The organism is Ramlibacter sp. (assembly GCF_035548915.1).
GTDB lineage: Bacteria > Pseudomonadota > Gammaproteobacteria > Burkholderiales > Burkholderiaceae_C > Ramlibacter.
On the sequence record NZ_DASZSE010000001.1, the window covers coordinates 33,963 to 52,587 of the forward strand.

Annotated in this window: 19 protein-coding genes; 4 read left to right on the plus strand and 15 right to left on the minus strand. The window is 65.7% G+C overall.

The genetic code is table 11. The features are described from left to right. Positions 1-39 precede the first annotated feature (39 nt). From VHA82_RS00155 to VHA82_RS00170, 4 genes are read left to right on the plus strand one after another with little or no spacing between them, the layout of a single operon-like run. Complete coding sequence (locus tag VHA82_RS00155; protein ID WP_325539022.1) at positions 40-891, plus strand: isocitrate lyase/PEP mutase family protein; 852 nt, start codon at positions 40-42, stop codon at positions 889-891. Positions 892-898: 7 nt separating this feature from the next. Continuing rightward, the gene (gene leuC, locus VHA82_RS00160) at positions 899-2,296 is read left to right on the plus strand and encodes a 3-isopropylmalate dehydratase large subunit (protein ID WP_325539024.1); all 1,398 of its coding nucleotides are present in this window, start codon (positions 899-901) and stop codon (positions 2,294-2,296) included. Between the two features lie 2 nt (positions 2,297-2,298). After that, on the plus strand, positions 2,299-2,934 hold the full coding sequence (gene leuD, locus VHA82_RS00165; protein ID WP_325539026.1) for a 3-isopropylmalate dehydratase small subunit: 636 nt from the start codon (positions 2,299-2,301) through the stop codon (positions 2,932-2,934). 21 nt (positions 2,935-2,955) lie between these two features. Continuing rightward, the gene (locus VHA82_RS00170; protein ID WP_325539028.1) at positions 2,956-3,939 is read left to right on the plus strand and encodes a tripartite tricarboxylate transporter substrate binding protein; all 984 of its coding nucleotides are present in this window, start codon (positions 2,956-2,958) and stop codon (positions 3,937-3,939) included. Between the two features lie 180 nt (positions 3,940-4,119). On the opposite strand, the gene VHA82_RS00175 is transcribed toward VHA82_RS00170, so the two are convergent. The 15 genes from VHA82_RS00175 to VHA82_RS00245 all read right to left on the minus strand — a co-directional run bounded on the left by VHA82_RS00175 (position 4,120) and on the right by VHA82_RS00245 (position 18,602). Continuing rightward, positions 4,120-5,208, minus strand: a complete 1,089-nt coding sequence (locus tag VHA82_RS00175; RefSeq protein WP_325539030.1) for a porin — start codon at positions 5,206-5,208, stop codon at positions 4,120-4,122. Positions 5,209-5,428: 220 nt separating this feature from the next. Beyond that, the gene (locus VHA82_RS00180) at positions 5,429-7,036 is read right to left on the minus strand and encodes a hypothetical protein (protein ID WP_325539032.1); all 1,608 of its coding nucleotides are present in this window, start codon (positions 7,034-7,036) and stop codon (positions 5,429-5,431) included. Between the two features lie 31 nt (positions 7,037-7,067). After that, positions 7,068-7,394, minus strand: a complete 327-nt coding sequence (locus tag VHA82_RS00185) for an NIPSNAP family protein (RefSeq protein WP_325539034.1) — start codon at positions 7,392-7,394, stop codon at positions 7,068-7,070. A gap of 18 nt (positions 7,395-7,412) precedes the next feature. After that, positions 7,413-8,282, minus strand: a complete 870-nt coding sequence (locus tag VHA82_RS00190; RefSeq protein ID WP_325539036.1) for an alpha/beta hydrolase — start codon at positions 8,280-8,282, stop codon at positions 7,413-7,415. Beyond that, positions 8,279-8,713 carry a carboxymuconolactone decarboxylase family protein gene (locus tag VHA82_RS00195; RefSeq protein ID WP_325539038.1) on the minus strand — a complete coding sequence of 145 codons (435 nt, stop codon included), beginning with the start codon at positions 8,711-8,713 and terminating at the stop codon, positions 8,279-8,281. Before VHA82_RS00195 ends, VHA82_RS00190 begins: the two co-directional genes overlap by 4 nt. Continuing rightward, complete coding sequence (locus VHA82_RS00200; RefSeq protein ID WP_325539040.1) at positions 8,683-9,543, minus strand: amidohydrolase family protein; 861 nt, start codon at positions 9,541-9,543, stop codon at positions 8,683-8,685. Before VHA82_RS00200 ends, VHA82_RS00195 begins: the two co-directional genes overlap by 31 nt. A 45-nt stretch (positions 9,544-9,588) precedes the next feature. After that, entirely contained in the window at positions 9,589-10,206 is a 618-nt protein-coding gene (locus tag VHA82_RS00205) for an SRPBCC family protein (protein ID WP_325539042.1), read from the minus strand. Beyond that, positions 10,203-11,081 carry a xanthine dehydrogenase family protein subunit M gene (locus tag VHA82_RS00210; protein WP_325539043.1) on the minus strand — a complete coding sequence of 293 codons (879 nt, stop codon included), beginning with the start codon at positions 11,079-11,081 and terminating at the stop codon, positions 10,203-10,205. The genes VHA82_RS00205 and VHA82_RS00210 overlap by 4 nt, the downstream gene beginning before the upstream one ends. Continuing rightward, the gene (locus tag VHA82_RS00215; RefSeq protein WP_325539045.1) at positions 11,078-13,462 is read right to left on the minus strand and encodes a xanthine dehydrogenase family protein molybdopterin-binding subunit; all 2,385 of its coding nucleotides are present in this window, start codon (positions 13,460-13,462) and stop codon (positions 11,078-11,080) included. The genes VHA82_RS00210 and VHA82_RS00215 overlap by 4 nt, the downstream gene beginning before the upstream one ends. Beyond that, on the minus strand, positions 13,459-13,956 hold the full coding sequence (locus tag VHA82_RS00220) for a (2Fe-2S)-binding protein (protein ID WP_325539047.1): 498 nt from the start codon (positions 13,954-13,956) through the stop codon (positions 13,459-13,461). Before VHA82_RS00220 ends, VHA82_RS00215 begins: the two co-directional genes overlap by 4 nt. Positions 13,957-13,981: 25 nt before the next feature. After that, a complete protein-coding gene (locus tag VHA82_RS00225) occupies positions 13,982-14,689 on the minus strand; it encodes an ABC transporter ATP-binding protein (protein ID WP_325539049.1) in 708 nt (235 codons plus the stop codon). After that, a complete protein-coding gene (locus tag VHA82_RS00230) occupies positions 14,682-15,446 on the minus strand; it encodes an ABC transporter ATP-binding protein (protein WP_325539051.1) in 765 nt (254 codons plus the stop codon). The genes VHA82_RS00225 and VHA82_RS00230 overlap by 8 nt, the downstream gene beginning before the upstream one ends. After that, the gene (locus VHA82_RS00235; protein ID WP_325539053.1) at positions 15,443-16,453 is read right to left on the minus strand and encodes a branched-chain amino acid ABC transporter permease; all 1,011 of its coding nucleotides are present in this window, start codon (positions 16,451-16,453) and stop codon (positions 15,443-15,445) included. The genes VHA82_RS00230 and VHA82_RS00235 overlap by 4 nt, the downstream gene beginning before the upstream one ends. Before the next feature lie 2 nt (positions 16,454-16,455). Further along, positions 16,456-17,355 carry a branched-chain amino acid ABC transporter permease gene (locus VHA82_RS00240; RefSeq protein ID WP_325539054.1) on the minus strand — a complete coding sequence of 300 codons (900 nt, stop codon included), beginning with the start codon at positions 17,353-17,355 and terminating at the stop codon, positions 16,456-16,458. A gap of 20 nt (positions 17,356-17,375) precedes the next feature. Beyond that, on the minus strand, positions 17,376-18,602 hold the full coding sequence (locus VHA82_RS00245; protein ID WP_325539056.1) for an ABC transporter substrate-binding protein: 1,227 nt from the start codon (positions 18,600-18,602) through the stop codon (positions 17,376-17,378). Between the last annotated feature and the right edge of the window lie 23 nt (positions 18,603-18,625).

Sequence of the window (18,625 nt, forward strand, 5' to 3'; positions counted from 1 at the left end):
TACAATCTTTTAGGACAATCTGTCATGGAGCTCTTTCCAATGCAAACGCGTCCGGGACGATTGCGCGACCTCATTCAAAAAGGGCCCATGATGGTCGGTCCCGGAGCCATTGATGGACTGACGGCGAAACTCATCGAGCAGGCCGGTTTCCCCATGGTCTACATGACGGGCGCGGGCACTTCCTTGTCGCGGGGCTTTCCCGATCTCGGGCTGCTCACCATGAGCGAGATGGTCGAGAACGCAGGCGTGATCGCTCGATCGGTTGCCATCCCGGTGCTGGCCGACGCCGATACCGGCTATGGAAACGAACTCAATGTCACACGAACGGTGCGCGAATACGAGCGGCGCGGCGTGGCGGGAATTCACCTGGAGGACCAGGTGTCCCCCAAGAGATGCGGCCATATGGAGGGAAAGGAGATCGTCGGACGCGAGGAGTATCTGAGCAAGATTCGCGCTGCGGTGCGCGCAAGGACCACGCCTGACTTCTTGATCATTGCGCGAACGGATGCGCGCACTGTCGCGGGCTTCGACGAAGCAGTGGCGCGGGCAAACGGCGCGCTCGAGATCGGGGCCGACGTGGCTTTCGTGGAAGCACCCCAGTCCGTCGACGAGATCGCTGCCATTCCGAACCTCATCCGGGGACCTTGCCTGCATTGCATCGCTCCCGGCGGGAACGGCCCCGTGATCGGGCTCGAGGACGCCGAAGAAATGGGCTACAGACTGGCCCTCGTCCCCGGCCTTCTGGTGACGGCGATCATCGAATCCTGCGATGCCGCGCTCCAGCGACTCGCAAGCCACCGGTATCCGGGTCACGAAGGCGCGGGCATGACGATCGCAGACTTGCACCGGCGCTTCGGCTCCGACGAGTGGGACGCCCTGAGGATGCCCTGAGGAAGCCATGAGTCGAACATTGTTTGACAAGCTCTGGGACATCCACGTCATCGAGGAATTGGGAGACGGTTGGGCGTTGATCCATGTGGACCGGCACCTGCTCCATGACTTCTCGGGTCCGGATGCGATGCGCGAAATTGAAAGTCGCGGCGTGCGGCCGTTCAACCCCGGACTCGCGTTTGCGACTCCGGATCACGGTGTTTCCAGCGCTCCCGGACGGACCGGCCTCACGTCGCTCGCCGGGCGTACTCACTACGCCGCGCTGAAACGGGATACGGCCGCCGCCGGAATCCGCTTGCTGGACGTGAACTCCGGCAGCCAGGGCATTGTCCACGTCGTCGGCCCCGAATTGGGGATCGTGCTGCCCGGCCTGAGTGTCGCCTGTGCCGACAGCCACACGTGCACCAACGGAGCATTGGGCGCACTGGCGATCGGCATCGGGTCGACCGACTGCGCGCATGTGATGGCGACGCAGACATTGCGGCTGAAGAAGCCGGGGAATATGCGAATCGACCTCCAGGGGAGGATCGGCGCGGGGGTCACGCCAAAGGATGTCGCCTTGCACATCATTCAAACACTGGGCGCCGCCGCCGGCACGGGGCACGCGATCGAATTCGCGGGCTCCGCCATTCGGGCGATGCCGGTCGAGGGTCGGCTCACGGTTTGCAACCTGGCTGTGGAGATGGGAGCGCGCTTCGGAGTCATCGCGCCGGACACGAAAACCATCGAGTACGTGCGGGGCCGGCGCCATGCACCTGCCGGCGCCCAGCTCGAGCAGGCCGTCATCGACTGGCGCGAGCTCCACAGCGACGACGATGCGCGGTTCGACGTCGACGTGACCATCGACGTGACCGGCGTCGCACCGACAGTCACCTGGGGAACCAGTCCGGCACAAGCCATCCCCATCGATGGAGTGATGCCGGAACTGTCTTCCTTCGAGGACCCTGTCGACCGCAGCGCCGCGGTGGCGGCCTACAAGTACATGGGGCTCGAGCCAGGTCACCGCTTGATCGGCACACCGGTGGATTGGGTGTTTATCGGGTCGTGCAACAACGCGCGACTGTCGGACCTCGAAGCGGCAGCCGACGTGGTCCGAGGCAGGCACGTAGCGCCCGGTGTCACGGCATGGATCGTTCCGGGCTCCGAGTCGGTGAAGCAGGAGGCGGAGCGCCTCGGCCTGGACAGGATCTTCCTGCGCGCGGGCTTTGCGTGGCGCAGCCCCGGCTGCAGCATGTGCGCCGGGTCGAATGGCGAGACCGTCCCGCCCGGACAACGTTGCATCTCGACCTCGAACCGGAACTTCATGGGACGACAAGGCCCGCGGGCCCGCACGCATCTGGCGAGTCCGGCCATGGCCGCCGCGGCAGCCATGGCCGGTGCCATCGTCGATGCAAGGAGTTTCTGACCATGGAGGTCTTCGATTTCCTCGGCAGCGTTGCAGTCCCTCTTCCCATTCCCAATCTCAATACGGACGTCATCGTCCGGGTCGAACGCCTGACATCGCTTCAGCGCACCGAGCTCGGCCCCTACGCGTTCGAGGCCTTGCGATATCGCGCCGATGGAACCGAAGACCCGGGTTTCATCCTGAACCGGGCTCCCTTCCGAGAGGCGAAGATCCTTGTCGCGGGAGAGAATTTCGGTTGCGGGTCATCGCGCGAGGGCGCTGTCTGGGCCTTGATGGACCTCGGGATTCGCTGCGTGATCGCACCGAGTTTCGGCGAGATCTTCTTCAACAACTGCTTCCACAACGGCATGCTGGCCATCGCCCTGCCAGCGCCGGTCGTGGCGACTCTGCTGGACGACGCGGCAAGCGAGCGCATTTTCCAGGTCGATCTGCCGCGCCAGCAAATCCGCATTTCAAGCTGCATTGTCCCGTTCAGCGTCGACCCCGTGCGCAAGGAATTCCTGCTGCGGGGGCTGGATGGCATCGGCCTGACATTGCGTGCGGCTGAACGCATAGCGCATTGGCAGGCAAACGACAGGCGGCAACGCCCCTGGGCTTGGGCCGTCGAGGAAACGGGAAACGACCCGCCATCCAGGTAGCCGACAACCGAAGGAGAAATCATGAACCCGGAATCGATCACCCGCCGCGTCACCGCGGCTTTGGGCGCGATATGGATTGCGATGGCAGCAGTGCCATCGGCTGCGCAGAATGCGCCATGGAAGCCAGAGCGGCCCGTCGCCCTCGTGGTGCCGTATTCGGCAGGCGGAGGCACGGATGCCAATGCTCGCGCGGTGGCGCAACAACTCTCGCGGGTGTGGGGGCAACCCGTCACAGTGGAAAACATGCCCGGCGCCGACGGCCTCATCGGGACGCGCCGAGTCATCGAAGCCAGACCGGACGGCTACACCCTGCTGATGCAGGTCCAGAGCATTGTGCTGACCAAATACATGCCCGGCGTGCAGGGCGTCGACCCGCTGGAGCGGTTGGAGCCGATCACGTCCGTTGCGCAATCGCCGGGCATGGCGGTCATCAGTGCCAAGGTTCCGGCCAGGACACTCGCCGAGTTCATCCACTATTGCAAGGTCTCGGTCAAGCCCTGCTCGCTGGCATCGGGAGAGACAACCTCGCGCCTCATGGCCCGGCAGCTCGCGGAGGAGGCGGGACTGCCGAACCTCATCGTCGCCAACTACCGCGGCAATTCCGCATTCATCAACGACATGATCTCCAACGCAGTCGACATGTCCTTCATGGGGATATCGGCTTCGCTGCCCTACCACAAGGCAGGAACACTGCGGGCAATAGCCACCCTGGACGTCAAACGCGCGACCGCGCTGCCAGATGTCCCGACTTCGGCGGAAGCCGGGTTTCCGCAATTCCGTATCGTCACCTGGTTCGGACTCTTTGCGCCGAAGGGAACGCCTCCCGCGGTCATCCAGGGCATCGTCGCCGCTGTGCGCGAAGCGGTGAAGGAACCCGCAGTCAAATCGGCGTTCGCGGCAGCGGGCGCGGAGCCCGTGGCCAATACCACCGCTGAATTTGCGGCACAAGTTCGCGCCGAAAGCGATCGCTTCGGCGCGCTGGCCAAGCGCTATCCGATCGAGTGAGCGGTCCGCGCGCGCTTGGCGAAGAACCAAAAAAAAGAAGACCCGTCGGCGCAAGCGTTCGGGTCGAAATTTGACCGTGGAGAAACTTGCAATTTCATCCGGTCAACAGGTAGGCGTGATTTCGCCGGGAGAATCGAGTTGCGAATCACGCGAAATGGCTGTTGCGCTCGCTGCCGATTGCTAGAAGGAATGGCGAATGCCGAAGTCGTAGCCGCTCGACGAGTCGTTGGGGCTCGCCAATGTCGCGCCGTTCAGGGTTTGGCCCGAGCCACCGCTATTGCTCACGTGCGCGAATGTTGCGTAGAGAGCCGTGCGCTTGGACAGGTTGTAGTTGTAGCCGATCGCGAACTTCGTTGCGGTCGGCTTCGCGGCAGCCAATTCGATCTGGTAGCGCGAGTAGGACAGTCGGATTTGACCGGCGCCAACCGGGATCAGGCCGCCAACCAGATAACCACGGCCCTTGCCGCTGGTCGCTATGTCGTTCTTGTCGAAACTGAAATGCGCCACCAGCTTGACAACGCCGAAGTCGTACGCGGCGCCAATGTTGTTCTGGTGAAAGTCACCGACAGCGTACCGAGTGAGGCCATGTGCCAGAACGACATCGAAGGGGCCACTCGCGAAGCCAAGGCGCAAGCCGTAGCCACTGCCGTCATTCTTCGTCGAGCCGGCGGGCGTGCCCGCATTGGAATTGTTCTCACCGAGGTAGTACTGGGCTTGGCCGTAGAAGCCGCCCAGATTGCGGGGCAGAAGATAGCCGATCGTGTTGGATGCACGGACCGCTGTCAGGACGGTGAGGGAGTTGACGGTCTGACTCGTACCGACACCGTTGCTGCCGAACGGATCCATCAAGCCCAGCGTCCAGTATTGCGGGGTGTAGTCGCGGCCCAGGCGTAATTCGCCCCAATTGCCGGCCAGGCTGACCGTCGCGCGGCGGTTGAATGTCAGTCCTTGGCCACCGGCGGCTGGGGGAGCCGCACCTGTCGACTGATTGTTGGTGTTGGTTGTGCCACCAGCACCATTGTCATTGTTCACGCCGGCTTCGAGCCAGAACGAGGCCGACATGCCGCCGCCGAGGTCTTCCGTCCCACGGAAACCCACACGCGAGCTGCTGAAGCCCGAATTGGTCAAAAAGGTTTTGCTGCTGGCGCTGCCCGAGCCATGAGCCAGGGTGGCGTCAACGACGCCGAACAGGGTGACCGAGGACTGCGCGAGCGCCGGACCGGCGTTCAGCGCGGCAAGTCCGGCGAATGCCATCAGGGACTTTTTCATTGAAAGGTTATCTCCAGGTTTTGGACATTGAGCTTCGGGCGCGCCGACGGGAACCTGCGTCATCGCGCGCCGTGGAGCGAAGGCAAATTCCGTCTTCGGAACTTGCAATTCATTGCACCAGACACCGTGCTCGGTCGCAAAACCATTTCACGTTCAAATCGCTTTGCCTGCTGTCATACCGTCGCAAAACAACTACTCCTTCCTCGACATAACAAGAGAATTAGCCGTCAACGCCTCTAGTACTTGTCATGTCGATTTGTCCAGGATAAGGCGTATCGCCAAACAACTTCGCCAGCACAGGAGCCGAGCGGCATGCCCAATGGCGGCCATATCCGTAGTGCGAGAGAGATCTGCCGATCTCGTCGGCGAAGAAAATCGATTCGGGGATGGAGAGCAGTTTGAAGATGCGGCGCTGCGCGCGGCTTCTCTGCACAAACAGCATGTCCTCGATCGAGCTGGAGGCGGCGAAGAATTCCGATGCCCGTTGAAGCTCCGATTCCATCTCCGGTGACACGACAGGCGCGAGTCGGCCTTTGGGGTTTTCATGGGACGCGCCCGGGATGCGAAGCCCCCATGGCCTGATGTCGCGCCTGGCGTTGAAGGTCATGGCTTCGCGTCTTGTGAGGTGCAACGCTCGCGCCAGCGATACGCGCACGCCCAGTTCCGGGTCGATTGCCCTGATCCGTTCAACCATTGATTTCTCGTAGTCGGGCGCAAGCTCGTGGATGGGAAGGACAAGTGTCCGAAGCAGTTCGCGAGCCATCGGGCACGACTTCCGCGCCGCAAGACCGAGCCACGCTATGCCTTCTTCGGCACGCTCGAGCGTGGTTGCCTCCTTCAAGAGCGCCGCGCCCAGTTTCGTCTGAGCTTCCAGCACGCCGGCGAGGGCCGCTTTTTCCAGAAAGAACCTGGCAATTCCCTTGCTGGAGATTGCGCCGCGGAAACTCGGGGTCATCTGCGACAGCTTCAACCAAGCCTGGCATTCCCCGGCATCGGCAGCCCTGAGCAGCAAGGCGGCCGCCTTCTCGAAGTTTCGGGTTCGTACGATCCGCTGCGGCATCAGTTGCCCATACGGCATGCCCGCAAAAGCGCATCCCAGGACGAACTGGGCGTCGATCTCACCGCGGGCACTGCACGCGAGCAGGCTGTGCTCCACGAGGTCGACCGGCAAGTCGAGACGGGTGCGCTGCGAAGCCGCGGCGAGATGCACCGTTGACGACACGATCTTCGCAAGCCTGTAGTCGAGAGGCATTGAATTGGCTGCGACCGCGACGAAATAGCATGCGTGCTCGACGCTCTGCTCATTCAGAGCCGCGCGCGCTCCCCACAAGGCCAACTCGGGCCCATTGGCAACTCGAGGCGGCAGCTGCTTCAGGAATCGCGCAACCGCGCAGGGATCATCGAACTCGAGATCGCCGATGACGCCCTCACAGATTCCGGATCTCTTGATCAATCGTGTGCCTTCGCCACGACTTTCACTCCGCAGGGCAAGCAGCGTGCCCAATTTGAGCGTGGCCAGGCACGACCCGAGGGCCGCCGCCTCGCGCAGGTAGGGGTGCAACTGCTGAGCCAGAAGGATATCGAGCGGAACCGAGTTCGCCAGAAGCAAGATGGCCGCCTTGCTCTTCCTGTTCAGCTCCTGCTGGAGGTATGCCAACCCGAGGAGGTAGTTGCGGGAAAGCCGCTTGCTTCCGCTGAAGAGGCGCTCTGCCATCGCCAGGCAAGCCTGGGCGTCGCCACGCTTTGCGGCGTCTCTGAGCCGGATATCCTCGAGGCTCGTCACCTGCGTAGTGAGCACACCATCGCCTGCGTTTTCGCTGTTCGCCACGAGGTGCTCGCGTACCGGAGCGCTACGCCTGTCAGACAGGTCGGGAAAACGCGGTGAGCGAGAGCAAGGTGTTGGACACGGACGCCACGATCGGGCCGTTGCTTTCAGTTTCCCGGCGCTTCACGAGCCACTCTTCGTCGCTCACCAGAGCGGCCCATTTCGCTTCGCGATCGGCCAGCGATTGCCAGCGCAGCATGTAGTAAATCTGCTGGCTCGATTCGCCGACCATCACCGTCCAGAACCCGACCGGCTCGATGCCATGCTTCCTGAAGAAGTGCCGGCCCGCGGTCTCCAGACGGGCCAGCACGTCGGGCATGCGTCCCGGCACGCAGTTGTAGATTCGCAGTTCGTGGATCATCTTTTTCTCCTTCGTCTGCTAATCGCTGGCGCAAAGTTGCGTGCCGAACCAGGCCAGGGTCGCCGCGGCCACGTCGGGAAGCACCGTGTCGTAGACGGCCCAATGGTCTCCATGCTCGAAGGTCTTGAGCGCCTTCTTGCACGAGAGCCGGGCATGGAAGTCCTCCATCTGGTCGTAGGGCGTGAGCGTGTCGTCCCGCACACAGATCATGAGGGTCGGCACCCGGATATCGGCCGCGATGAGCACCGGTTCATGGCACATCAGGTGGCAAGCTGTTTCCAGGGAGATCATTACCTTGTCCGGGTAGCGCGCTGCGGCCTGCGGACTCGGCAGCATGATCTCGAAGCGATCGACCAGTTCGATGTCGCCGGACATCACCTTCCGGGCGAACGCTGCCTTCGAGCGCCGGATGAGTTCCATCCATTCGTAGTGTCGCGTGAGGCTGCCGAGCCATCGGCTGCCCGACACCACGGGGACCGAGATGACGAGCGCCTTGGGCCGGTCGCTGAGCGTGGCCGCGATGGCCGCCACGCCGCCGCCGAAACTCGTTCCGTACAGGCCGATCCGCTGCGGGTCCACGCCGGGACATTGCGCGAGAAACTCCAGCGCATGCACCGTGTCCTCGACCTGGTATTGCGGCGACAGCAGTCCCCGCGCGCCGCCGCTGCCGCCGAATCCGCGGTAATCGAAGGCGAGCATGGTGTAGCCATCCGCGGCGAGGTAGGCGCCCAGTCCGGGCGGCACGCCTTCCTTGACGGTGCTGAAGCCGTGACAGAAGACGACGCCCGCGTGCCGGTCGTCCGCCGGATCGGGCCGATACAGCGTGCCGGCCATCTTCTCCCCCGGCCCTGAGAAGAAGGTGACGCTTTCGGTGCGTACGCCGCTCATGATTTGCCCGCCGCCTGGATCCTCATCAACGCCGTGAGGCCGGTCGCGAAGGTGGGCGTGCCGCCGGGGATGACCATGGTCTCGAATGCCTCCAGCAGCTCCTGCTCGCTGGCGCCGTATTGGATCGCGCGTTTGGCATGCTCGAAGACGCCGTCGGCCAGGCCGCGGTAGGCGAGGATTCCCATGGCGATGAATTCGCGCGTCTTGACGGGAAGGGCCTTGCCTTCGTTCAAGGCGCAGCCATAAAGCGCGTTGTAGGCGGCCAGGAAGTTCAGATCCTTGTCCGCCAGATAAAGGAAGGAGGGATGCATGTAGCCCCGCTCCTTCGCCATGCCGTCGAGCAGTTGCGCCTTCTTGCTTTCGTTGTCTTGCTGTTCCATGGCTTCGTCTCCGTTTGCCGTTACTGCTGGGAAGGCAGCCGGGCCTTCCACTTGTAGGCTTTCTGCGAGTTCTTCCAGAAGAATTTCTCGCTTGCCTGCGAGCCCTTCTCGGCAAAGAAAGGGGTGAGGATCTTCAGGCCGTTGGCGATGAAATCCCCGGCGTGCTCGCACACCGGCCAGTCGCTGCCGTAGATCAGGCGGTCTTCTCCGAAGATGTCCCACACCGCCTCGAGCGCCGGGCGATAGAAGCTCAGGCGCTCGGTCGCGCGCTCGCCGGGCGCGCGCTCGACCCGCTCCATCAGGCCGGAGATCTTCACGAAGATCTGCGGATGCGCCTCCAGCCTGCGGAAGATCTTCTCCCACTCCTTGTTGATCGGCTGGCCGTCGATCGCCATGCCGCCGGTGTGCTCCAGGACGATGCGCAGGTCCGGCACTTTCTCCGCGATCCTGAACATGCCCTCCAGGCTCCTGGGCGTGCCCTTGTAGATCGCCTGCATCGCCTTCGGCCCGCCGAAGAACCCGGGGCACACGCGCAAGAGGTCGAGCTGCAGGTCCTTGGCCGCGAGCTTCTTCATGTCGGAGAGCAGGCTGCCGCTCTCGACGTCCTCGATGTCCTGGCCCATGAGGCAGATGCCCCGCAACAGCGGGTTGGCAGAGAACTTCTCCAGCTCCTCCTCGAACCGCGGGCCGCTCGCGATCTGCCCGCACACGCCGACGATCCAGGGCTCGGCGGCCGCCAGGTCCAGCGACCATTGCGTTTCCATCCATCGCAGGATGACGCCCGTGATGCCGACGGGGGTCGCGAGAATGCGGTAGTCCTCGGGGGATTTCTCGGTCGGCTCGCCGACGCGCCAGAAGTGCTGATGGGTATCGATGATCATGGGTGTCGAGTGCTCTCTCTTGTTGAGGAAATGAAGGGTCGAGGGTCAGTGAAAGAAGCGGCAGGCGAGCCAGCCGGCGATGAAGGCGATCGCGGGCACGAGCAGGTACCGCCAGGCCAGCTTCCGCGCGATCGGCGCCATCGCGTGCCCCACGTCGAATGCCGCGGGTTGCGGGGTCGGCGGTGGCGATGCAGGGGGCGCGGCCTGCGGCGGCGAGACCTCGACCGCACGGTGGAGGTTCTCGGCGAACTGCGAAATGATCCGCGCCGAAATGTCTTCGATGACGCCGCTGCCGAACTGCGCGAGCTTGCCCGTCAGCGCGAGGTCCGTCTCCAGCAGGACGCGCGTGGCCTGCCCCGCGAAGTCCTCGAGGTTGACGAGGATCGCCGCCGAGGCCGACGCCTTGCCGCCGGTGTCTTTGCCGCTGCCTTCGATGCGCGCCGTGTGGCGCACGGGATCCTTCTGCGCGAAACGCACGCGCCCCTGGAAATGCGTGGCGATCACGCCGACCTTGAGCTTGATCGCCACGCGGTGCTCGTCACCGGCCTCCCGTCCGAGGTACGACGCGCCCGGCATGGACGGCACGACCCTTTCGAGGTCGTCCAGCAGCGCCCACACCCGGTCGACGGGTGCTTGCACGGTGAATTCGTTCTTGAGGATCATGCGTGCTCCGGCGCCGGTCCACGCACCTCACCCATGGCCCGCGCGAACAGTTCGCGCAGCGCCGCGCGCCGGTAAGCGGGGGACGCGAACGCATCGCCGTGCGGATGGACCGCGGCGTCGATCGCATCGGCTGCCTGCGCGACGCCCCGCGGCGTGCATCCATTGCGCCTCAGGCTCGCTTCGGCCTCGGGGATGCGCAGCTGGACGGCATGCACGCCGAAGCACGCGATGGCCACCGACTGCACCGCATCGCCGGCGCCCGGGATCAGCGCCACCGCGACGCCGGCCATGGGGAACCCGCCGCGCAGCCGCGTGACTTCCTTGATCGAAAAGCGCTCGGCCGCGGGGCGCCGGGCGATCTCGACCGCCACCAGCACTTCGTCGGGCCGCCGCGCCGTGGTGTAGGGCCCGATGAAAAACTCGCGCGCGGGAAGCACCCGCTCGCCGCCGGCGCTTCGCAGCCGCAGCTGTGCATCCATCGCGAGGCATACGGCCGGCAGCTCCGACGCGGGATCCGCCTGGCAAAGGTTGCCGCACAAGGTTCCGCGCGAACGCACCGCGGGCGTGGCCACCAGCCGTATCGCGGCGGGCAACGCCGGGCACGCCTGCGCCGCGGCCTCGCTGCGCTGGAGCGCGGCGTAGGTGACGCAAGCGCCGATCACCAGCTTGCCGTTGTCCACGACGACCGCCGGGAACTCGCTTGCCATGCCGCGGAGGGAGATCACGTGCTGCGGCTGCGCGAGCCGGAAGCGCAGCAGCGGCACGAGGCTCTGGCCGCCCGCGATGATCGCGGCGTCGTCCTGGTGGCTGGCCAGCAGCGCGAGCAGCTCGCCCATGGCCCGGGGCGTGTGGTAGATGAAGGGACCCGGTTTCATCGCCGGCCTTTCGCTGCGCTCGCCGCTTCGTTCACGGTGGCCCACAGGTCACCGGGCGAAAACGGGATGGTGGTGATGTCCACGGCCCCGCCGAATGCGTCGATGATGGCGTTGGCCATGGCGGGCGGCACGCCGGTGGGCACGCCCTCGGAGATCATCCGCTTGTGACCGTAGATCGTCGCGGCGGTCGGCGTGTCGTTGTGGCCGATGACCAGCTCCAGCGGCATCTCGTCCGCCGTCAGCATCGCGTAGTCCTTCATGTTGGACGTGACGAGCTGGCCCTGTTCGTCGTAGATGTAGGCCTCGTGCGTCGTGTTGCTGATGCCGGTGGCGATGCCGGCGATGATTGCGGTGCGCAGCCCGCGCGGGTTGAGCTTCTTGCCGCTGTCCCCCACGAATCCGTACGAGAGGATTCGCACCTTGCCCAGGTGCGGATCGACCTCCACCATGGCCGCATGCGCGGCGAAGCTGGTCGGCGAGTACGGCGCTTCCACGTAGGCCGACTCCATCAGGTCCGGCGTGCTGCCCGCAGGCAGCAGGAAGGGCCGCATGATCGTCGTCCAGGCGATTTCGCGGTACGTCAGCACGCGTCCGTCGGGCGAATGCGTGACGACACCGTGGGCGCAGCTGAAGTTCGCCTCGTCGGCGGGGACGCGCATGAGGTGGGCCGCGATCCCGATGATCCGGGCGCGCAGCTTGCGGGCCGCCACGGCGCACACCGAAGCGACATCGGTGTTGGAGTTGGTGATCGGGCTGAGGAGCGTGTCGCCCGTGTGGACTTCGATGACCTCGGGGTCGATGCCCAGTTCCTCGGCCGCCACCTTGGCCATCGTCGTGTGCCGCATCTGCCCCTGCGGCGCGTCGCCGGACATGATGGACAGGGACCCGTCGGGATACATGCGCAAGGTCACGGCCGCGAACTGCGGCTGGTTGTAGAACAGCACCCCGCCGATCGAGCACACCGGCCTGCAGATTTCCACACACGCCGCAAGCCCGATGCCGACCCAGCGCCCGCTCGCTCGCAGCCGCTTCGCCTCTTCCATGCGCTCGCCATAGCGCCACTGGTCCAGCAGCTTGCCCAGGGTCCCGGCGTAGTCCGAATCGGTGAGGCGTCCGCCCAGCGCGCCCGCGATCGGCGACGCATAGGGAAAGCTGCGCACGAAGTTGTCGAGGCGGATCTGCGCGGGCGAGATTTTCAGTTCGCGCGCCGCGTCGTCCATCAGCCGCTCGATCGCCCACACGGCGGGCATGCGGCCGGCGGGCCGGTTGAGTCCCATCGGCGCCTTGTTCGTGATGGCGCACCGCAAGTGCGTCCGCACCCAGGGGATGTCGTAGGGGAACGGCAAGGTCGCCGAGATGCGCGACGGCACGAGCCCGTACATGTCGACCAGCACGCTTCCCACGTCGGCGATCACTTCGGATTTCAAGGCCAGCAGGCGCCCGGCGGCATCGAACGCCGCCTCCATGTCCCAGATCTGGTCGCGCTCGTGAATGCCTTTCTTCAGCGCTTCGGTGCGGTCCTCGATCCAGCGCACCGGGCGCTCGAGCTGCATCGCGAGCCAGGCGATGGCCGCCGTCTCGCGGTGCATCGGCGACTTCCAGCCGAAGCCGCCTCCGATGTTCTGCGGCGCGATGACGCGCACCCGCGACGCGGGGATTCCCAGAATGTCGGCCAGCGCGATGCGCAGGATGTGCGGCCGCTGGATGGTGGACCACACCGTCAGGCGCCGGTTCTCGAAATGCGCGATGACCCCCAGCGTTTCCAGCGGCGGATTGCCGCTGCGGTTCATGCGGTAGCGGCGGCGCAGCACCAGGGCCGCGTCGTCGAACACCGTCCCGGGCTCCTGCGTCGAGCCGTAGCGGCCCTCCAGTGCGAGGTTGCCGGCGACGTCCTCGAACAGCTGGTCGCAGCCCGGCGCCAGCGAGGCTTCCGGATCGAGGACCGGTGCAAGGGGCTGGTAGTCGATTTCGAGCGCCTCGACGGCATCCTCCGCGAGGTAGCGTGTTTCCGCGGCGACGATGGCGACGGCCTCGCCCTCGAAATGCACGTCATCGACGGGCAGCAGAGGGTAGGCGGGCAGGTTGAAGGTTTCCGGCGCATCCTCGCTCGCATGCAGCACCATCGATGCGCGCGGCAGGCGGTTCGGGACCGATGCGGCGATCTCCCTGCCGGTGGCTACGCGCAACACGCCCGGCATCCGCGAAGCCGCTTCGGTGTCGATGGAGATGCGCCCGCGCGCGATCGAACTGCGCGCGAACGCGACTTCGACCATGCCCGGCAGCGCGATGTCCGCGATGTAGGCGCCCTCACCGGTGACGAGGGCCGCGCCGTCGGCGTGGTACACGAACGGCGCACCGCCGATTTCCTCGCGCGCGCTCATGGCTCTTCTCCGTCGTGCGCGGCCGCGGCGATCGCGTCGATGATGGGCTCATAGCCGGTGCAGCGACAGACGTTGCCGCTCAGGCACTCGCGAATCGCCGCGCGGTCGCCGCGCCACGCCTGCCGCAGGATGTGATGGCCGATGACCAGGAACCCGGGCGTGCAGAACCCGCACTGGAAAGCGCCGCATTCCATGAAGCTGCGCTCCAGCCGCCCCGGGTTCGACGAGGGGCCGGTGAGATGTTCGACGGTGTGGATCTCCACGCCCTGCGCCTCGACCGCGAGCGTGAGGCAGCTCACCGTGGGCTCGCCGTCGACCAGCACCATGCACGCGCCGCACACCCCCTGCTCGCAGCCGGTGTGCAGCCCGGTGAGGCGCAACCGGTCGCGCAGCACGTCGGACAACGCGTAGCGGGGAGGCACCTCCAGTTCGTGGTCGATGCCGTTCACGCGCAGCCTGACTTCGACCGTTGCCTCGTGATCATTCCTTGCCATGGGTACTCCAGCCAACTCGAGTCATTCAAGAACCCCCCAGGTATGCTTCCTGCACGCGCGGATTGCCGGCCAGGCTGGACGCTTCGCCGTGCAGCCTCACCTCGCCGTTGTCCAGGATGTAGCCGTACGAACTCGTGCGCAATGCGATGCGCGCGTTCTGCTCGACCAGCAGAATGGAAATGCCGTCGGCGTTGATGCGCTGGATGATGTCGAACACCTGGTCGACCAGCACCGGGGACAGGCCGAGACTCGGCTCGTCGAGCATCAGGAGCCGGGGCCGCGCCATCAACGCCCGCCCGATCATGAGCATCTGCTGTTCGCCGCCGGACAGCGTGCCGGCGAATTGGCGCGCGCGCTGGGCCAGGCGGGGAAAGAGCCCGTACACGCGGTCCACGTCCGCGCCGAACCGCCGGTCGCGGCGATAGAGCCAACCGCCGAGCCGGACGTTTTCCTCCACGCTCAGGCTGGGGAAAATCTCCCGGCCTTCGGGCACCTGGACGATGCCCCGCGCGACGATCCGGTTCACCGCCTGGTTGGTGATGTCCTCGCCTTCGAACCGGATGCGGCCGCGCGTCGCCGGCACCATGCCCGAGATGCAATTGAGCGTGGTGGACTTGCCCGCGCCGTTCGCACCGAGCAGGCAGACGATCTGGCCCGCGTGCACTTGCAGCGCGACGCGCTCCAGCGCGTCCACGTTGGCATACGAGGCGTGCAGGTCCACGACTTCAAGCATGGTGCTCGCGTCCCAGGTAGGCCTCGATGACAGACGGGTTCGACCTCACCTCGTGCGGTTCGCCCTCGGCGATCTTCTGGCCGAAGCTGAGCACGGTGATCCGGTCGGCCACCGACATCACGAGCTGCATCACGTGTTCGACCAGCACGATGGTCATGCCCTGCCCGCGCGCGAGATCGCCCAGCAGTTCCACCACTTCTGAAATCTCGCGGTTGCGCAGCCCGGCCGCCGGCTCGTCGAGCAGCAGCAGCCGCGGGCGCGCCGCCACGGCGCGCGCGAGGTCGACCAGCTTCTGGTGGCCGAAGTCGAGTTCCCCCGCGAGCAAGTTGCGGTACCTCGCAAGCCCCGTGCGCTCGAGCACCTCGTCCGCCTGCGCAATCGCGTCGCGCTCGGCGGCGGCCCGCCCGAATCCCGGCGTGAAGGCGCAGTACCTTCGCACGCGCGACGTCATCCCCACCAGCACGTTCTCGAGCACGGTGAGCTGGCGCAGCAGGTCCACGTGCTGAAAGGTGCGCGCAAGACCTGCATGAACAAGCCGGTGGGGCCGGGCTTCGAGCGGCGCGCCGTCGAACAGGATTTCACCGTCGAACCGGCTGCAAAAACCCGAGATGCAGTTGAACACCGTGGACTTCCCCGCGCCGTTCGGGCCGATCAGCGCATGGATCGCACCGCGCTCGACGTCCATCGAGAAGCGGTCGAGCGCCTGCAAGCCGCCGAAACGGATCGAAAGGTCGCGGATCGAGAGGAACGCCGTCATGCGGCTTCCCGGGGTGGCGGCGATGCGGGCGCGGCCGGCTGCCGGGCTGCCGAGGAAGCGCGGCGCTGGCGTCGGGCCAGGATGATGCCCCACACGCCACGCGGCATGAACATCATGCACAGGACGAGGATGAGGCCGTAGATGAACTCCTGCCACACGAGCATGTTGCGCGGCGCATAGCGCAGCGCCTCCGGCAAGACGCCCATCGAGACCACACCCACGAGGACGCCCGCGATGGAGCCGGTGCCGCCCACGACGAGCATCGACAGCAGCAGGATCAGGAGCGTCGCATCGAGCGAGTCGGGATTCACGAACGACTGGAACAGTGTGTACATGCCGCCCGCGATGCCCGCGTAGACCGCGGAGATGGCGAATGCCAGCACCTTCGTACGCGCCACGTCGATGCCCGACGCCGTGGCCACGTGCTCGCTTTCGCGAACGGCCGCCAGGCTGCGAGCGAATGCCGAGCGCGCGAGGAACTTGGTGGCGACGAGAACGAGAGCGAGGATCGTCGCGGCCACGGGGAACGCGTTGCGATCGGTTCCCACCATGTAGCCGAACACGCTCGCGGGCACGATCTTCACGCCATCCGTTCCGTTCGTCACGGAATCCCAGGAGCGCAGCACCCAGGAGGCGCTTTCCGCGAACGCGAACGTGGCGAGGGCCAGGTAGACGCTGCGCAAGCGCGCCGCGGGGATGCCGATGACCAAGCCGATCACTCCCGCAGCGAGAGCGGCCATTGGCATGCCGACGACGAACGGGATTCCGAGCCGGGTGTGCAGGAGGGTCGTGCCGTAGATGCCCACGCTGAAGAAGGCGATGTGCGCGAACGCGAATTGCCCCGACCAGCCGATGAGGATGTCGAACCCCAGGGCGAGCACCGCATACATCATCAAGAGGTTGCCCGCATAGAGGAAGTACTGGGGCAGCAGGTGAGGAAGGATGAGCCCGAGGAGGATGAGGGCGAAGGCCGGAGCCAGTTGCCTGGGGGAGGGGCTGCCGAACACGCTCAGACCTTCTTCGGCGCCTGGCCGTCGCCGAAGAGCCCCTGCGGACGCAGGAGCAGCACGGCCATGATGATGAAGAACGGCGTGATCGCGATGGCCTGCGGCGCGATGAGGAAACCGACCAGGTTCTGCAGCACGCCGATGAGCATGCCGCCGACCACGCAGCCGGGCAGCGACGTCATGCCGCCGACCACCGCCGCCGCGAACGCCATCATCACGATGGACCCGATGTCGGGCGTCACGAGCAGCTTGGACGCGAGCAGGATGCCGGCGATGCCCGCGATGGCCGAAGCAAGCCCCCATGCGCCCATCCTGAAACGCGAGACCGGCATGCCGGCGAGGGCCGCGGCGCGCGGGCTTTGGCTGATGGCGCGCAGGCCCTTGCCGGCCATCGTGTAGCGAAAGAAGACGAGCAGGCCCATCATGATCGCGGCGGTCACGCCGACGATGACGACGTCCTGGCGCTGCAGCACCACGCTCCCGATGAAGATCGCATCGCCGCTCCAAAGCGGCGCGAGCCGCCGCGGCTCCTCGGTGTACGGGATGACCCGCGCCGCGCCCTTGAGCATATAGGACAGCCCGAGCGTGGCGACGATCATCGGCACGTGCGCCGCGTGATCCGTGCGCGACAGCGAGCGAACCTTGTGGAGCGTGACGCGGTCGAACGCGGCGCCGATCAGGAACGCGCCCAGGATCACCAGCGGGAAGATCGCCGCATAGCCCAGGCCAAAGGCGACGGACCCCAGCAGGGCCAGGTATCCGCCGGCCATCACGAACTCCCCGCCCGCGAAATTGAGCAGGTCGGACGACTTGTAGACGATGCAGATCGACAGCGCGACGAGGGCGTAGACGCAGCCCGTGACGAGGCCGCTCACGAGCGCCTGGAGGACCGCGAGGAACATGGGATGCGCGGACCGCCCGCCTACTTGTTGCCGTCCATGCCGTTCCACGAATACACGCCGGGCATGCGCGTGACCTTCACGCCGTCGAACTTCACGACGTTCTCGTGGCGCGTCGCGTCGCGGCGGCCGGGCGCGAACTTGATGGGGCCGGGCATGAGCTCGGAGTTCAGTTCGAGCGACTCCATCGCCTCGACGAAACGCTCGCGCGTCAGGTTGGGGCCGGCTTTTTCCAGCGCGGCGATGATGGCCTGCGCGGGTGGAACGCCGACGATCATGAAGCCGCCCGGCTCGCGGTCGGTGTACTTGCTCTTGTAGAGGTTGATCCACTTCTGGTGCAGCGCCTCGTCGCCGAGGTCGTTCGGGCCCCAGGAGAGATAGAGATTGCGAAAGGCCGCTTCGTTGCCCACGTTCTTGGCGAACACCGAGGGCGTCGGCACGCCTTGCATCATCAGCATGATGGGCGTGGCGGACATGCCGAACTCGGCGTACTTCTGCACGATGAGCACCGAGGGTGCCGGGTAGCCGCCCGAGAGGATGGCATCGGGCTTCGCGGCGCGCAGGTTGAGCATCGGCGCGGTGACGTCGCTGATGTTGAGCGGGATCCGCTCGACCGCGACCACCTCCATCCCGAAGCGCTCCGCCGCCGAGCGGATGGTGGCCAGGCTGGAGTTGCCGTATTCGTCGTCGTGCACGATGACGCCCAGGCGCTTCGCCTTGAGCGTCTTCGCGGCGAACTCGGTGAGCCCTGCCGCATGCGCGCGCTGCGTGCCCATGAACGAGCCGAACATGTAGCGTGTGGGAGGAAAGACGCCGCTGTCGCCGGATGCCGCGAGCATCACGAGCGGGACTTTCTCGCGCGTGATGAACTCCTGCGCCGCGGTGACCGCCGCAGTGCAGGAGCCGCCATGGAGGATGAAGACGTTGTCGACGGTGACGAGTTTCTTGACTGCGGCCACCAGCGGGTTCGGCTGGCACTTGTCGTCCTCAGTCACCACGCGGATCTTCCGGCCGTGGATGCCGCCCTTCTGGTTGACCTCTTCGTACAGCGTCTGCGCGATGCGGGCCGGGTCGAGACCGTAGGCAACGAGCGGCCCTGACATCGGCGCGAACATGCCGATCACGATTTCCTTGTCGGTGACGCCGGGTTCCGCCGCCGCGCGGAACGACGCGCCGGCGAGGGCGGCCGCGGCGATGAGCACTGCGGCCGCGCGCATGAAACCGTGGCCGGATTGAATCGATCTGCGCATGCCTGTCTCCTGATATTTGGTCG